The sequence below is a fragment of the Lacrimispora brassicae genome, from assembly GCF_054772055.1.
The window spans coordinates 232,255-248,851 of sequence record NZ_BRYH01000009.1 but is presented as its reverse complement, the minus strand read 5'-3'; the positions used below and the strand labels follow the sequence as shown (position 1 = coordinate 248,851).

The window sequence follows — 16,597 nt, the reverse complement described above, 5'->3', positions numbered from 1 at the left end:
TATTACCTCCTACTATAATAATTTGCCAAGCTCAGGAATATAAGCGCAGCGCAACCCCCTTTGTACGCTACCGCTTGCGCGCGAACTCTCGCCAAGAACGCAGAATATACCCCCAGTCGTGGCATTGTTCCAGCGTCCTCCGTATTGGAACATACTCTCGCTTCTCCCGTTGTTGAAATAGAAACGGTCTCCTTCATAATCCGCTGCAACTGCGTCAAGATCAGGCAACAGGGCCAGAGCGCGAAGCCGTACTCGGGCCGCTTCACTGATTTCGGAGGTGGTGGTTAAATTGTGAAACAAAAAAGATCGGTTCTGGTCGACGTTGCTTGTAACGTTAGTTGTGTATCTCCATGTATTAGTTACGTAGTCCAATTTAAGGGTATTCCCTGACAGATGTGCAGCAGTGTCTGTTGTCTTGCTTTCCGGCTCCACAAGAGTACCATCAACAGCGTTGATCGCTTTCCAATGTTCGCTTGTTGCCGCCTGAGAATTAGCCGGGTCTGCCGCATTGTTATTTTCAAGGACCTGTATCTCTCCCCAGACAGCGCGAACTCCTCCTTGCCATTCCCATATATTACCGTTAAGATCCCATATCCCGCTTGGTGTTTCATCATGGCTCCATGTAAGGGGTCCTGTGCCGGTGGCTACTTTCGCCGTTCTGCCATCATCTTCTTGCGAAACAGGCACGGCCATGTAGCCACTCTCATGGGTGTCTTTTCCATAGTCATTATTTCCGTAAGGCATACACCCATTTTTTTTACACCATAATGCGATAGCTGCCCATTCGGCCATAGTACTAAGATGGTACCCGTTCCCCTTGGCTTCGCATATGGCCCGTGCATTGTCAAAATTAATATTGACTGCTGGATCTTTACCGTATAGGCTGTATGCTGTGCTTACACCGTTTACTGTCTTAACGACATTCTGATATTTCGAATAGTAAAACCCCGGAATTTCTTTTCCGTGTACGATGAATGCAGGGTGAGTATTATTATCTCCTCCCACAAGCACATCACTGCTTTTGAATTTCGGGATGTAGACCAGCTCATCAAGGTCATCGATTTCTATATCAGAAATATTATTATCTATCATTCTATCAATTAATGCCTGCGCCCATACTGTAGCCCCTGGTGCACCTAAGATTCCTCGCGTATCAGTTGCCTCAGTACCCGTCAATGCTCCTGGATTTGCTTGTCCTGCGTAAGATTCTGCCCTGTCTGCCTCAGACTTTGCATGATCTGCATTACTTTTGGATTCATCCATGTACGTTTTAGCGTTTGCTTCGCTGGTTGACGCTGCCGCCGCTTTCTGTGTGGCCGTAGTTGTTGCTGCCACGGTTTCATCAGCCTTTTCTTTTGCTGTCTGCTCACTGACCGCTGCCGCTGTAGCCTTTTGAGTGGCTATCTGAGCGCTGGCAGCCGCATTCGTTTCCGAAGCTGATGCATTAATTGCTTTCTGCTTGGCTATTCCCGCCTGCTGAGTGGCGGTTTCTGCGTCCTCTGCGGCAGATTGAGCATTCTGGACGGTGGTTTCTTCTGCAGTTTTGGTCTGCTCATAGTAGTATTTGGAGCTATCCGTTTCGCTTCCAGGAAAAGATACATCCCCCAGCGTGTACCGTTTGGCCCATAACTGATACTGTAGGGCGGCGTCCCGGGCGGCCTGAGCATCAAGCATATACTGTCTAAACTCTGTCTGAATGGCAGCATCAAGTTTCTCCATGGTAACGGATCCGTCTACTATCCGGGCCGTTATAGTACGGTCCTGAATCTGCATTGATATGGTAGCAGTGCTATCTACGGAATAGACAAATCGGGTCAAGTCAATTATTTTCTGCGTACCATCTGCCAGGGTAAGGACTAATTTATCATCATCTGTGATATCAAAATTAACAACCACCTTTTCGATATCCAAATCATAAGTCTTTGTTGTGCCGTTTAGGAGGGTGATTGTTAGTACTCCGGTATTTGTATCTACAGACACATCTTTTACCATGGTATTAACAAGGGCCTGCTCTGCCTTTTTTGAATCTAACTGTACGATTCGGTTATCTGCTTCTTTGATACCATTCTCAGCGTGAATCAAATTAGTCCTGTTTAATGCGGTTTGTTGTGACGGTAAGTTTTTCCAGTCAGTTATGCTGTAATATGATTGATATGGCATTATCCTTCACCTTCTTCCTTTTCAGCTTCGTTGATCTCTCCGGGCGTTCCCATCTCCAGCAATTGCGCAATGGCTGCCACCTGCTTGGCATTCTGGATCCCGGTTATAGTGACACCATTCAGCATATACTGAATTTGCAACACCTGTTCTTCTGTATAGGTAATTACCTTTTTCATACAATCCTCCCTCCTTTCGGGCATAGAAAAAGAACACCCATTTATGGACGCTCTTTTAACTCATTTTATTTTAGTTGGTATCACTTGAGCGAATTTTCGCTCGAGCGTATATGCTGATTTAAGACTACTTATTTCTAAATACCATTTCCAATATATCAATATGATAGGCATTTACAGTTCCAAAACGAGGGTCATTAATTTTATCAATATCATATCCATACTCTTTAGAGAGTTTCACAGCTTTTCTTCCGAGAAGATTTGCTTGTGTAATATCTATACGCCTATTCGTTAAACTTGCATATCCAGCAATCGTATAGTATTCATTGGAGTGAGTAATCAACTTGGCTTCAATTTCATCTATTCGTTTTTCATGCTTTTTATTAGAATCTTCCAATTTCATCATTCGTCTTTCTTGCGCTACTAATGCCTGCGCCTGTTCCAAAATAATTTCAGCCTGGGTTTTAGCAGAGCTACCATCTCTCAACTCAAAATATTCATCTATTAACTTATCGTGAATTTCCCAAGCCAAGTCAGTATCCATGATTTTTATCAATCTGGCATACCCTCGTTCAGATAGAATGTAGATATGTTCTGCCTGTGTAATAGACTGCTTTGAATATCCTAAATTATGAAGAATCTCCAACGTGTGCGTCTGGTGCACACCTTTTTTTAAATCGATAAAATCAGTGAACCTCCTTATTTCAATTCTATGTATTTAGGAATGAAGCTACATTCATTATATCCTGACCATGTGTTACTTGAGTAATCTATTATTTGTCCATAAGCAATGGCCTGTTGCCCTGTATCATAATTGTCTGGAGATATTCCATAATCCTGTGAAAAGAACACATTAATTTGACCGCCAACATAACTATTGGGTTCACCTCGAGATACTCCGCACAAATAGAAATTCATATATGTGTTCCACTCGTCTTTTAGTTTCTGTACCCTTGAATCATATACGGAATCCATTGTAAAAAAACGTCCTTCTTCAAAGTAGATATCCAATTTCACAAATTTTCCTTCTAAATCTTCCTTGGAAAAGAAAATATCATCATACCACATTTCTTTACAAGCCAATTTATAATCTTCTTCTGACAAACTATTGTTATCAACAATGTTCTCTTTTAATTCTTCACTTGCAGATTCCGTGATTGCACTTTCCTGTACGATAGTATATTCTTGTCTTCCTGTACTCATACTTTCAACTACAGATTCTCTAATGGATTCTTCTAAATCTTTCCTCTTTTTAGATTCTTCCTCTTTTTTTTGACTTTCAGATTGCTCCTTTGCTTTGTTTGACTCTTCCCTTTCTATTGCCATTGAAAATTCTCTCGCCGCCATGGCTGCCCTGTCCTCATCTGTGGTAAGAGCATTTCCAATAAACGTAAATACAAAAAAAGAAACAAAGCAGCCTAACGATAATAGTAAAGGGAATTTTAACCGTTTTCCCTTGAAGAACGCAACACCAAGCCATAAAAGAGAAAAAATTATTCCTAAAATACTTAAGACAATCAAAAATCCACTCAAAGCTACCATACCCCTTCCTCCCATATGTGATTTTAATAAAACATACCACAAAAAGGAGAATTATTCAACAAAAGAGCGAAGAATCAATTAAGCAATCAATCTCCGCTCTTCATAACCATGTTATTAATTTTGCACCCATGCTCCGTCCGTTCCAACGTAATATCCATCTGGGGTTGTGGTGTCGTGAAGCATATAGCAATATTCATCAAAATAATACCACTTTCCATCAGCAGGGTCATGAAACCAGGTGTTTTGTAGTGTATATCCAGTTTCATCAAGATACACCCAGGCCCCGTCATATTCATGGTGCCAAGCATTTTTCATCGGGAGAGAATCCTCATTCATCACTACCCACCTAGGTCTTATCTCTCCTTCTCTCAACGGTCTTCGTTCCTCCGCGAAAGCAAGCATATTCAAAGAGAAGACTAACATTGCAATAATAAAAATCAAGCGTTTTATTTTCATGTTCTTACCTCCGATTTTCTTTCTATGATAGCACATCAATTCACGATATGCAACTTTTGGGCAAATCGGCCTACCCTAGATTATTTATTTTATCATTCAGGAAATCAAGTGCTTCAAACAGTGAATATCCTTTCCACCAGTTAGCGCCAAATAATTCGCAGTCCCCATTGATCTGCCTCGCATTAACAAACGGCGTTTCCAAATGATGGTCAGACAGTATAGTAGTCCCCGCTTGGGAACTTAAATTTATCGCTGCATACTTACCAAAAGGACCTCCTCTTGCCGTTTGAATAACTACGGTTCCATCGGTAGAGCGCAAAACATTGCTACCATCAGCACTTACATAATAATCCCCAAATCCCACGGCGTTATCACTGGCATAGAATACATCAGATTCAAACGTACTGCCCGAAATGTGAGCCGCTGTCACTCTTCCACTGAAATTAGCGTTTCCTGATTCGTCAATAGTTAAATTCTTTGCGTCTACCGTAAAATGCCCGGTAGTCAGTGCAATTTTATTTCCGGTGATCTTCAACTCTGAATTCAAATTATTCGTTACATCTCCGACGCTTACCTTAAGGCTGATCTGGGCGGCGGTTTGCTCAAATCGAGAATTAGTATTGTTAGTTAAATCCGTTACTGACAAAGCGATCTGATCGGCCTTTATACTCAATGATGCTTCCGCTTGTTTTGCCCTGGTAACTTCCGCAAGGATCTGATTGGCGGTAATTGCAAACTGTGCTTCGGTTTCTGCCTTCAAGTCAGTTACCCTTACAGATACTTCTTCCACAGATTTCTTTATAACAGCAGACTTTCCTTCAAGTTGAATAATCTGTGTCTGAATGCCAAAGTTCTGTTTTCTTTCCCTGGTACCGGCTGCCTCATAGGTGTCCATCGTGGCCTGAATGCCTTTGAGTGTTCGTTTCAGACAATAAGTCTCAATCACATCATCAGAGGTATAGCAGATAATCCCGTCCCCTGGTTCCACCCATGGGAGGGCTGCTGTTACAATCTTACACGGTCGGTAGGACTTACCGCTTATATTGTGGTGTAAAGTAGCCGCTATATTAAATAAATCAGCCGCACTTTTGCCATAAACAAGGAAATTCCCTTGTACGATATAAGAATTCTTTCCACCACCATATACGGTTCCTACGTCCCCTTCTTCTTGCCTGATCTGTACCTGGTCAATTCCGTATACAAGGAAATCTTCATACCTGGCTTCTTTATGGTGTGACAGTGTTTCTCCTTCCTGTTCAGAAGGGAATAAATCTTCTGCCGGGTAAAGTTCCTCTGACGGATAAAGCCCGGAGGCTCCCAGGAATACATACTTAAACTTTCCAGTTGCATCAATTTGGCCAAAACACCCGTTTATCTCACAGATGGCTTTCATCACATCACGGCCGGATATCTGGGTCGGGTCAATCGTCTTTGTTATCTGCATATCGTCAAGAGGCAAGGTGACTTCTTTTTGCGGCACCCCTGCGTGTTCACACAAGGCTGTACGGAACTGTTTCAGGCTCATAGGGAATGTAAGCCCCTGATACCATTCGGCCACGTCTACGGCGAAATTAAGCATTCTATCATAAGCAAGGATCCTTTTCTTATTTCTGTCTGCCTGACGCTCAAAACTTTGCACTTTATAGATACCCAGCATCATTTCATAGCCGCCCACTTCCATGGAAAGGGTAAACCATTTCCCGGTCAGGTCCATGAGTACATCAGATACCATTACTTCCAGTGTAGCAGAACCACAGTGGCCAAAGGTTAGAGTGTCTGTTGGACATAGTACCTGGGTTAAAGTCAAATTGTCATTTGGTACCTGAGTGCCATCTATCGTGTAGATCGGGGTATCGTCTACCGGGAACAAATTATCTGATGGCCAGACATCTTCACCAGGATATAGAAAATCGATATCCTTATCGTAAAATCTCATTTTAAATGTTCGCCATGTATCAAGTGAGCTATTCGGCTGCCTATATAAGGATTTTATTTCTTCTGGTATATTTAACACCTACACACCTCCTTAATATTCTATCAAAGTTATAGTAAACGGTTCATAGACCATGTTTAACCGGTTCCTGTCTATATGACTGATCGTGTACTTAATATCTGGCATATAGAATTCTCCGCTCGCATAGTCCATGATCTCGCTATTCCAATATATAATATTTACCTTCCGTTCTACTGCATTGGTGATCCCAGAATCCACAATAGCCTTTAAGACTATCTTTTCACCATAATACAATTTGCGGATTGGTATTTCTATCTTTGATTTAAAGTAGGGAGAAGTGGTCCTCCTAAGCCCTGCCGTGGCTGATTCTCTGTAAGCATCAAGTTCCAGCCTTTGGTTTGGTGTTTCATCATATTTTTCTAGGTAGCTATTCGGGAGAACTGTATTCCCGAACCTTACCAACCAGCCTTGAAATGCCATATTCTCCCTCCTTTATCCCAATAATGGATTTGTACCCATAGTTTCAATTACTTCTTTATTTTTGTTTACCACCGCTCGGTAAATCATGTCTACGCCAAACTGGAGAGTTAGATTTGTATCACCATCATTCCCACCACTGGCCTGACCGCTGATAGATTTTAATTCTTTAACCAACTCCGAAAGCCCCTCTAAAAACGAGTTGCCTTCCGCAGAATTCTTAAGCGTCTGGTATTCTCCCGCTCTGGGCGGCACAACAACGCCCTGTGCCATCTTCGGCAGATAGGAGGCAGCGTTTGAAATATTAATCCCTGTGGAAAGCTGCAGATCGGCTCCATCAAGTACATTTTTAACACCATCGAGCCAGCTCTTGACAGCACCTGTGGAAGACTTTGCCATGTCAGAGATTCCATTGTTAAAGCCTTGAATAAAATACTCAGCAATGGAGTATGATTCTCTTGACGGTGAATGGATATCAAGTCCTTCTTTTGCTTCTTGTATGGCACTCTGCGCCCACTTTGTCATTGCTGCTTTTGTTAGGTTTGAAAAGTCGGAAATACCGTTTGCGAATCCTTCATTGATACGCTTAGCCATCATGTAAAACACATTGTACAGTCCACCGGTTCCTGTGTAGTTGGAATCCCCCCAGAACCATGTTTTTAGATTATTTGACCATAATTCCATAGGTACACGTGAATCGGAAAATCCTGACTGTATTTTCTCCTTAAAAGCATTGACTATCTGATCTGCAAATTTCTTCCATGCCGCTTCGTTTACGCCTTTCCCTTCTCCGTCTCCAGTGAACCATTTCCGAATGCTGTCCGCCCAGGTCTCCATTATACTCTGTGATTTTGTATAATCCTGACTTATAGCACCGTTGTAACCAGATATGATACCGGTAGCCCATTTCTTTGATTCATCAGAATTGTTTCCTGAAAGGCCTAGCTTGCTGGTAAACCAGTTTGAAATACCGGAAGCCCATTTTTGAACTATACTCTGTGAGTTACTTTGACCGTTCTCCACTCCCTGATTGAACCCATCAACTGTATACCCACCAATTTCCTTGAGTACTGTAGAAGGGCTATGGATACCAAGAAGCCCCTTGATCCCATTTACAAAAGGATCTGTAATATTGGATTTTATGAATGCCCCTGGATTTGAGAAGAAGTTCTTTATTCCATTGCAGAACCCGTCCCAGAGATATTTACCCATTTCAGCCATAACGGTAGATGGACTGTGAATGCCGAATGCATCTTTAAATCCATTAATGAAAGGCTCAAATACATTCTTTTTCACCCAGGCACCGATTCCAACCAGTGCATCTCCAATCCCTTTTAGAATTCCCTGAGCTACATTCCCGCCGCACTCTTCAATCTTTTCTTGGAAGTATATCTGAGCGGCTTCTACTCCATCTGAAATTAAACCACCTAAAAAGGCAGCAATACCGCCAAGGACTGCACCGATTGCCAAAAATAGCCTGTTTGCTACCGTGGCCCAGTCTATATTCTCCAGAGATGTTGCAACGCCTTCTCCAAAAGCCCACCAGTCCGTTTCTATAACAAAAGTGATAAGTGCATCTAATAAACCTATTACGATATCACTGACCGCTGTCCCGGCTCCTGCCCAGTCAAAGTTTTGGAAAAACGTACTGAGGCTTAATGCAATAGAACTGCCGAATCCAGTCCAGTCAAAAGTTTCGGCAAAGTGTGAAGCCATAGTAAATAAACTACCCAAGCCCGCTGCAAACAAAAGTCCTATCCTTGCCCAGTCAATGGTATCGATTGTTCCGTTTAATCCCAGGGCGAACGCTTCACCAATAAGACCCCAGTCAAGCTGAGTTATAAGCAAATATAGAGTATTAACCAGGGTGTTGGTTCCTGTACCCATCATAACTCCGATAGAATACCAGTCTATTGTCTTAACAAGGCTGTTAAATAAATCCGTAAAATCGGTGACAAAAGCCGTAATCTTTGCCCCAGCATTATCCCAGCTGATAAAGTCGGTGAACCTTTGAACTTCATCGTTTATCTTTTCTCCAATGATCTGACCTATTGCCGAAAAATCTCCAGCCCTGAAAGCCTTCACAATACGACCTGCAAAATCACTGATCTCACTGTCAATCTTAGACTCGGTAAACATCTGAGACGGATCCACACCTCCGGCCCCGTTGGCTCCAGAATCGTTTGCCTGCTGTTGGATCTGATTTAGTTCGTCAAAAGGAGCAAGGGCTTTCTTGACATCATTTCCAGCCTTTTTTGCTGCTCCTCCTGTCTTTTTCAGGCCATCAGCATAATCCTTATTGACTTTTACCGCTTTTGTAAACATTCCCTTTCCAGACAGAGCCGCCAAAAATTGGCCGATCAGGTTTATTACATAGATCAATTTCTGAGCCAGTACATCTAAGGCAGGTACTACTATTGACGTGATTGGTGAAAAGGCTGCAGCAACACTGTTTTTTAATTGAGCCGTAGTGGAGACAAATGAACTCATAATCGAATTGAAGTTGCTGGAGTACTGGGCGTAATTCTGTATCCCTTCTTTAAAGGCTGATGTAATCCCACTGATGATCTTACGTATTGCGGAAAAAAGAATCATCTTACTCAAAATGTTTCCCAGTCCCCTGGCGCCGGAATTGGCCTGCCTTCCTGTCTTTGTAAAGCTATTTCCTACCTTAGACAATGTCTTTGCCGCCATGCCGAGCATAGATGAGAGCCATTTTGCTCCCGTGCCTTCCTTTCTAAGTTTGCTCGATGTCTGTTCTGCCTTGTTTCCAAGCTTCTTATTTTCCGTTGACGCCCGGGCCTTCTCTCTGGCAAGTTCGGTCATGTGCGAAGCTGTCGTGCCGGCGGCAGCACCTTCACCCGCGATTGCCTCCCCTGTCTGATTGGACAATTGGGCCAGATTTTTTATATAAGCCTCATATTGTTTTTGGGCTGCCATCACCTTCTGAAGCTTAAGATACACCTCGTCGTACTCCGGCATACCTAATGTAATACCCTTAGCGCTCAAAACCGCAAGTTCTTGTTTTAGTTCCTGAATCTGCCCAGCAAAGGAAGATGAGTCGAGTTTGACCGGAATAACTGCATCTGGGGTAGGGCTGGTAATCTCCCGTTTGTAGTCAGCTAATGCCTGCTTTATTTTCGCAAGTTTAAAGTACACTTCATCATAATCTTCATCTCCAAAATATAATCCTTGGGATTCCATCTGTTTTAATTGCCCAGAGAGAGACACGATTTCTGACTTAAATTCATTGGTGGATTCCGACGCTTTCCCCATATCTTTTACGTAATTATCCACAAATTCCCGAACTTCATTTCCGTATGTCTGATACTCTCCCGGTGCGTGCGAAGTCCGTGATTCTGCTATAGATTCTGCATTTTTCCCACCATCACTCACAGAGACTTCTGCCATTTGTTCCTTAAGCGCCGTAGTTTCATCGTTTGCCTTCTTGGCAGCTTTCGCTATCTCTTCTACCTGTGATGCGGTATTTTCTGCGCTGCTACCAACTTCCTCCGCCGCTTTACCCGCTCCGTGGAAAGACCTTGTGATGTTATCCGATAATCTTTCAATGGTGGACGTAAGCTTTTCCAGCGCATTTTTAAGCGTTGAACTTCCTTCATCGAAACCGCTCGTATCCACCTTAGTATCAAATTTAAGACTTCCATCAAAAGCCATGTTGTCACCTCTTCCCCGGGCATAAAATAAGACGCCATACGGCGCCTACCCAAAAACATTGTTTAAATAATTAATTTCTGCCTGTTCTTCCTGCGTATACCGGGTCTTAATATCGCAAAGAGCTTTGTTGTTATGATAAAATTCTTCTTCCCATTTTTCTAGCTTCTTTCCCTTTGCAACCTTCTGCCGGATTCCCAGAACCATGGAAAAGGTCCCTTCTTCAATTTCCATAAAGTAACCCATAAAGGTCCACCAATGGATATATGCCACTGACCGGACTTCCCTATGAGCTAATTTGTTTATTGCTGGAAAAATTATAGGCTCATCCTGTTCCCAGTCAATAACTTTTAAAGGAGGCTTTTTATCTTCTGTCACCTGCCCACAGTCAATAAACCATTTGGCCTTTTCTGCCGCCTCTGTAATACAATCTTCCGGGATTTCCTTTAAATGATCCCGGAAGAGCCGCTTCATCAATATGTACAACCTTTCTCTATCGTTATACTCCGGATCAGCGCAGGCGGTTAATCCAATCAGGATATTTCTATAATCGGTCTCAACGGGATGATCCACTCCGCCTATATTCAAGCTGGCTGGTAATGCCCCGATCATTTTTAAATATCTCCCAGATACTTATTCATCTTCTTTTCTGACTTCCTGTTATATGCCTCAATGGCAGGTCCCATAAGCCCCATTAGAGCATCTATGACTTCCTCAAACAAGTACTTTTCTTTCCCTCTGGTACCTACAATACAAAGCGGTGATTGCCCGTTAAAGATGGTATCAAACATATCTGCATTGAACACATCATTTATGGCCCTCCTCATGGCCTTGGTAAATTCCGCTACATAGGCAGCTTCTTTTTCAAGCTTATTTTTCGGACTTCCATCTGGCTTAAGCTCTATATCTTCCTCTGGCTTGTAGTCTTTAAAATCACTCTGCATTTTTAACAGACGGTTTATGATCTCTGGATCAGCAGGGTTAAAATAAATCACCCTGCCCGGATCGTCATTTACCATAAAGCTTTCAAGACCTTCGTTAAATTTAAGACTCTTCATCTATATCACTCCTGTTCTCCGGATCCGGAATCTGCAGTAAATGTTTTAGTTTTAGGGTCAAAGGTTCCTTTTGTCCTTGCGCCTGTATAGTGAAGGTTGAAAGGAATCTGGTACCCTGTTGTATCACCACCATAACTACTCACCTCAATGATGGCTTCTTCTTTATAGGCTGTATAATTTCCGGCTGTTGGGCTTTCCCATGTATGAACTTCCACAACATCAGTCACTAATTCATCAAGGGTTTGGCGCTCGTCAATGATATCCTGAAGCCTTTCAAACAATGCACTCCCGACTTCCGCGTAATAAGGTTCAACACTTGCCTGAGGCTGATAGCTGTCAAGAATTACCGATGTTTCTCCAAGAATATTATTCTTGGTTTCAACGTTTGCATTCATTTCCACCTTATACTCTTCCAGATCCTTTCCGAGTCTCTGATACTCTGCGGGATCTCCTGGCTTAGCGGCATTAATGTAGTGTGCCATAAACTGACGCTTAATTTTACCTGTAACTGCCATATTTAAAATTCCTCCATTTCTATTTCATAGTAGGCATAAATCTGTATCTGGTACAGTACGCCATCATTTACAGTTGCCCCCATCGGTTGCATGGCCATGGCGTTGGCCGTAGTTGCCTTTAAAAATCTTCCGGTTAATATTTCATCTCCGATATCAACCTGAATCCTGTCCTCTTCCGGGAGCCGTTCAAGCCAGTAAGCCAGCTCCAGGAGGAAGTTACTGTTTGCCACTCGACAATAATCAGTAAAAGACGGACACACTGCATATAACATAAACGTGTGCCTGCGCTGCTGATTTCCTAGCACATCTTCCCTTATCAGGGTATCTCCGGCACTTGAAAGGCCATAGCTAGTTGCATCTGGATCAGTAAAATCAATATGTAATTCTTCTCCTGCAAGAAACTCCTGCATCTTTGGATACTCTGATAGTTTCTTTCTCATAAAATCAATAATGGTCATAGTTGAATCCCCCTGTCCGCAACTGCCTGGGCTCCCTCCAGGATATCGTCCTTATGGTCCGCCTTCATGCGATTAAAGAACTTCTTTCCACGCATAGGAGCGCCGGTGTATTGCAATTCCTTATCCGTAGGCACCTTAACTTCGTCTTGCTTGGCCCAGGCACTTCCGGTTGTGGGAGATACGAATAAGATGCCGTCATGAAGGTAGTGGGCAAAGGGACCGGGAATTGCAATCACTCCTGTTCCTATAACAGTTCCCTCAACCATCATGTGTTCCAGCTCTCCTGCCTGTCTCCTGGGCATGTAATCACTCATATACCGCATGGCTTCATTGTCTATGAATTTCTGTACTGGTCCGCCTTCCTGTAGCCCATGGCGTTTCAGCAAAGCTTCTTTCGGAAGCATTTCTAATTCAACTTTCAATATAATCGCCTCCTATTTACAGGCCAGCTCATAGTGCTGGACCGCTTCGCTTCCATGCAGTTTTGCATCAGCCGATGTTACCGTGACAAACTTATGAACCGCTCTGAAAGTGGTCAGTGACTTTGACAAGGCCGTCTGAGAGCTGCTGTCTATTTCTTCCATCACGATTCCCTTTACGGCCAGGTCTTTCCCCGGCGTGAATTCTACAGGGGAATCCAGGCTTTCCAGGGGGATCACCATAAGAACGGAAGCAGAATTCTTCTCTCCCGTCCGTAGCAGAGTTGACTGGGAAATTTCTTCCCAATACACTCCCTCTATCGGGAGCCTGGTGTACTTCTCGGCTCCGTTTTCCTTGCTGTATAAATACAGTGTTGCATCTGCGTTGGTAAACATATCAAATCCCCCTGTACAAAAGCCCTGTTTGGCTGAGCCACTTATTCATGATCCGGCTTGCATCGGACAAGCTTATATCTTCCTGAGATTGGGCTTTATCGGAATAGGTCACAGAGTAAGTGCCATTCTTCTCAGAGGTCTTCCCTCCTGCAGCCTTACGCTCCTTTTCATTGGTAAAACATTGTTCCGCCATTTCACAGCAACACATTTGGATATCGTCCGTCAACTCTTCCAGCTTATCAATCCGCCCAAACGTCAGATTGTTCATGGTCCGGCTTGCACTCCTGGCATAATATTCAAAGCCGGTGCTGATAACCGGCTTTCTTCCAAGCCAATACTGGCCCGTGTAAAACTCTGCGTCTGCATAAATTTTCATCAGCTCCGGCCTCCTTTGCCTATTTCTTAACTTTTTCTGCCCTCAGGGCTTCGTTTTCTGCTTTTAAGGACTCATTTTCTGCCCTCAGGGCTTCGTTTTCTTTCTTCAGGCCCTCAAGCTCCGTCACCTTGGGTTCTACGCCCATTCCTACTTTTCTCATTCCGCTGCCTCCTACTCTTTATGGCTCAGGTAAATACCTGCAACCTTATTCTTGTAAACATCAACCAAGCCGTACTTGCGGTATTTGGAGATGTAGCCATCTGCATTTGGGTTGTTATCCGGTGAGATAATGCTTGATGCTGTATGCTTATCAAACTTAATGATTGCCGGTTTATGGATAATCATAAAGTTAATGTCCTTGCCGTCAGCGGCCTTTTTGTAATGTCCCAGTTCCTCTCCTGTGGTCTTTCCATCAAGCAAATTAATAGAGGTGTAGAATCTGGACTGAGGGACGGCTTTTCTTACCGCAAAGGTGGACAAGATTTCCCGGGATTTTGTGGTATCCAAGGCCATTACACCATTAAGCAGGGTTGGAGTCGCATACAGGAGCCGATTTTCTTCCGGAACCTCATCTTCATCCATGATGCTCTTAGCTTCAAGCAGGGCCGCTAAAAACTCGGAAGCCCCTGCATAAGCCACGGCAGTAGCCTTAGAAATGCCACTGACCCCTGCAAGGGTGGCAAATGTAAAAGCGTCTGCCTCAGGTGCTACCTTGTCACGCTGTAAAGTGGCACCCGCCATTCCAAATGCAATATTGAATGTTTCCTGATTGTCCATGGTGTCAATCATGATCTTTGTTCCGCGATCATAGTTAAAAGTTGTAGTCTTCCATACAACGCTTACGGTACCGTCTGTATATCCGCTGTTTCTGCTGTAATCGCCAAGGCCGGTCACTTCAATCTGAGGATACAAAATCTCGTTTGCGTTAGCTCCGGCCCTCATCATGGAAGAATCACTGGTCAAGTCTGCTGTTACCGATGCTCCCCTGTACACTTCGTCCAGGAGGCCTGTATAATTTTTTGCTAATGCGATACTGTTTGGCATATTCTAATACCTCTCTTTCTTATTTTGTTTCCGCTGGAAGTCCCATAGCTGCCCGGAGTGCCACCGTATTGGAATCAATTCCACCGGCCCCGGCTCCACCAGTAGGTCCTACCGGATTGTTAATAGGTTCTGCCGCACCAAAAAGATAACCATTGTCTTTCTGGCAAACCTCAATCGCGGCCTTGATATCTGCCGTCTGATCCTTACTTGTCTTCAATGCTTCTACATCAAGCAGAGCCTTAATTGCTTTTGCGCTTCTCCCACCTGCCGCCGTGATAGCAGTTTCAAGGGAAGAACCAAACTGCATATCAGCAATCTTTGTCTCATATTCTGCCTTGGACTGCTCATATTTGGTTTTGTATTCATCAACCTGGCCCTTTACCTGATCGTAATCTTTGAACCCATCAATCGTGGTATTTGCCTCCTGGAGCTGCGTTTTAGTCTGCTCCAACTCAGTCTTGGCCTGTTCAAGATCTCCCTTGGCCGCTTCAACATCAGAGTCATTCTCTGTCATGATACTGTCCACCTGTTCTTTTGTCAGGCCCATGTCTTCTAAAAATTTACGTTTCATGATACTCCTTTCCCACTGCACTCTTATACTGTGGTAGTTTTATGCCATGCCGGGCAAATTGATATAAAAATGAGACGCTTAACCCTGCGCCTTAATGGGAGATATTTGGATCACCAGCTTTCTACTGCTTGGAAGCAGTCTTAGGGGAACGGATTCTTTCCAGCTGTTGAGGAATTTTCATTTCTTTGGAAATATCCGTGTATGTCTTGGAAGCAACCCTTAGCCTGATTTTTGCGGCTGATATGTCATCTGGATCAGCTTTCGCCTTTTCCAGTAATTTTATATCTTCTTTTAACTTCCTTATGGTGCGCTCCAATTTCCTTTGATATTGAATAGCACCGTAAGTATCATACTCTTTTCCGTTAAAAGTCCTCTTTGTATTTTCCTTGCGGTTCTGCTCTGCCAGCCATTCATCCGTATATTTTCTCCTTGAAATCCCCACGAGGAAAGGAAAACGGATATGATAGCAATTGATCCCAGCAAATCCAAGCATCTCACCCAGGCCGCAGATCGTTTTCATCTCAGCAGAGCTATATACTTTCCCCTGCCAACTCTGATGGTTCAGGAAGCCGGTACCGGTATTCCTGGCACCCATGTGCCACTCCACTTCCCAATAATCTGTGTTAAGCTCCGCCGCATTCTTCTCGTTCACCTTATCGGTTAACTGGGCCACTCCAGTCATGACGGCACGCCTAACGGCCACCTCTACCCGGTCAGAACGTCCGGAAGCATAATCAATGGTTCTTAATCCACTGGAGGTCATTTCATCAATTACCTCGTCAATTGCCTGGCTATAAGTCTTAATACCCGTTGTGATCTCAAACATGGCTTTATCCAGGCTCCGTTCCAGATATTCAGAAAGGGGAGTGAATACTTTATCCTTACCAATCTTTATATTAAATCCCGTGGTCTGCGTGATGTTTTCCATCGGTCGCAGGCTGTCTTTCGTCTGCTCCTTCACGGCTTCAACCGCTTGTTGCAACCACTTATTTTCTGAGTAGGAAAGGTAATCTTTTCCCACTGCCTGATAAAGTTCCTTGTTTGCTACATAATCAGACCGGATCGCCTGCTCATAGATTTTATCTATCCGAAGATCAGTGTCTATCAGGGCATTGCTGATTATTTTCCTGATCTCAGCTTTGCTTTTTCCGATAGCGGCCAGACAGCCCAGGGTCCAATCAATGAGTGGAGTAACTTCACTGGCGTTCTTTATGCGTTCTACAACCTCTGACATAACGGCTAGTTCCATAGCTGTCATGATGCGCTCTGTAGGTTTAGGGAGCTGTTCAAGTTGATCTGGTGTCAATTGCACTCACCTCCTAACTT

At 43.7% G+C, this 16,597-nt stretch carries 19 protein-coding genes; all 19 read right to left on the bottom strand.

The genetic code is table 11. The features are described 5' to 3' along the window. Window positions 1-12 precede the first annotated feature (12 nt). A complete protein-coding gene (locus tag ACYVD3_RS06915; protein ID WP_460641779.1) occupies window positions 13-2,160 on the bottom strand; it encodes an SUMF1/EgtB/PvdO family nonheme iron enzyme in 2,148 nt (715 codons plus the stop codon). After that, complete coding sequence (locus ACYVD3_RS06910) at window positions 2,160-2,336, bottom strand: hypothetical protein (protein WP_460641778.1); 177 nt, start codon at window positions 2,334-2,336, stop codon at window positions 2,160-2,162. Before ACYVD3_RS06910 ends, ACYVD3_RS06915 begins: the two co-directional genes overlap by 1 nt. Before the next feature lie 124 nt (window positions 2,337-2,460). Continuing rightward, entirely contained in the window at window positions 2,461-2,889 is a 429-nt protein-coding gene (locus tag ACYVD3_RS06905) for a hypothetical protein (RefSeq protein ID WP_460641777.1), read from the bottom strand. A 143-nt stretch (window positions 2,890-3,032) separates the two neighbouring features. Next, window positions 3,033-3,875: a hypothetical protein gene (locus ACYVD3_RS06900; protein WP_460641776.1), complete on the bottom strand. Its 843-nt coding sequence runs from the start codon at window positions 3,873-3,875 to the stop codon at window positions 3,033-3,035. 114 nt (window positions 3,876-3,989) lie between these two features. Further along, the gene (locus ACYVD3_RS06895) at window positions 3,990-4,331 is read right to left on the bottom strand and encodes a hypothetical protein (RefSeq protein WP_460641775.1); all 342 of its coding nucleotides are present in this window, start codon (window positions 4,329-4,331) and stop codon (window positions 3,990-3,992) included. Between the two features lie 70 nt (window positions 4,332-4,401). After that, a complete protein-coding gene (locus tag ACYVD3_RS06890; protein WP_460641774.1) occupies window positions 4,402-6,267 on the bottom strand; it encodes a tail fiber domain-containing protein in 1,866 nt (621 codons plus the stop codon). Window positions 6,268-6,357: 90 nt separating this feature from the next. Further along, window positions 6,358-6,765 (bottom strand): DUF6711 family protein, encoded by a 408-nt coding sequence (locus tag ACYVD3_RS06885; protein WP_460641773.1) that lies wholly within the window; start codon window positions 6,763-6,765, stop codon window positions 6,358-6,360. Window positions 6,766-6,777: 12 nt separating this feature from the next. Next, window positions 6,778-10,437, bottom strand: a complete 3,660-nt coding sequence (locus ACYVD3_RS06880; protein ID WP_460641772.1) for a phage tail protein — start codon at window positions 10,435-10,437, stop codon at window positions 6,778-6,780. 45 nt (window positions 10,438-10,482) lie between these two features. Continuing rightward, window positions 10,483-11,046, bottom strand: a complete 564-nt coding sequence (locus ACYVD3_RS06875; RefSeq protein WP_460641771.1) for a Gp15 family bacteriophage protein — start codon at window positions 11,044-11,046, stop codon at window positions 10,483-10,485. 2 nt (window positions 11,047-11,048) lie between these two features. After that, window positions 11,049-11,492, bottom strand: a complete 444-nt coding sequence (locus ACYVD3_RS06870; protein WP_460641770.1) for a hypothetical protein — start codon at window positions 11,490-11,492, stop codon at window positions 11,049-11,051. A gap of 5 nt (window positions 11,493-11,497) precedes the next feature. Next, a complete protein-coding gene (locus ACYVD3_RS06865) occupies window positions 11,498-12,007 on the bottom strand; it encodes a hypothetical protein (RefSeq protein WP_460641769.1) in 510 nt (169 codons plus the stop codon). Between the two features lie 2 nt (window positions 12,008-12,009). After that, a complete protein-coding gene (locus tag ACYVD3_RS06860) occupies window positions 12,010-12,465 on the bottom strand; it encodes a hypothetical protein (protein WP_460641768.1) in 456 nt (151 codons plus the stop codon). Further along, window positions 12,462-12,887: a minor capsid protein gene (locus ACYVD3_RS06855; protein ID WP_460641767.1), complete on the bottom strand. Its 426-nt coding sequence runs from the start codon at window positions 12,885-12,887 to the stop codon at window positions 12,462-12,464. The genes ACYVD3_RS06860 and ACYVD3_RS06855 overlap by 4 nt, the downstream gene beginning before the upstream one ends. 12 nt (window positions 12,888-12,899) lie before the next feature. Further along, window positions 12,900-13,280: a DUF6751 family protein gene (locus ACYVD3_RS06850; RefSeq protein ID WP_460641766.1), complete on the bottom strand. Its 381-nt coding sequence runs from the start codon at window positions 13,278-13,280 to the stop codon at window positions 12,900-12,902. Window position 13,281: 1 nt separating this feature from the next. After that, on the bottom strand, window positions 13,282-13,656 hold the full coding sequence (locus ACYVD3_RS06845) for a hypothetical protein (RefSeq protein WP_460641765.1): 375 nt from the start codon (window positions 13,654-13,656) through the stop codon (window positions 13,282-13,284). A gap of 19 nt (window positions 13,657-13,675) precedes the next feature. Further along, window positions 13,676-13,816 (bottom strand): hypothetical protein, encoded by a 141-nt coding sequence (locus ACYVD3_RS06840; protein WP_460641764.1) that lies wholly within the window; start codon window positions 13,814-13,816, stop codon window positions 13,676-13,678. An 11-nt stretch (window positions 13,817-13,827) separates the two neighbouring features. Next, window positions 13,828-14,700 carry a hypothetical protein gene (locus ACYVD3_RS06835; protein ID WP_460641763.1) on the bottom strand — a complete coding sequence of 291 codons (873 nt, stop codon included), beginning with the start codon at window positions 14,698-14,700 and terminating at the stop codon, window positions 13,828-13,830. A 19-nt stretch (window positions 14,701-14,719) separates the two neighbouring features. Then, window positions 14,720-15,271 (bottom strand): phage scaffolding protein, encoded by a 552-nt coding sequence (locus ACYVD3_RS06830; protein ID WP_460641762.1) that lies wholly within the window; start codon window positions 15,269-15,271, stop codon window positions 14,720-14,722. A gap of 121 nt (window positions 15,272-15,392) precedes the next feature. Continuing rightward, window positions 15,393-16,577: a phage minor capsid protein gene (locus ACYVD3_RS06825; protein ID WP_460641761.1), complete on the bottom strand. Its 1,185-nt coding sequence runs from the start codon at window positions 16,575-16,577 to the stop codon at window positions 15,393-15,395. Window positions 16,578-16,597 lie beyond the last annotated feature (20 nt).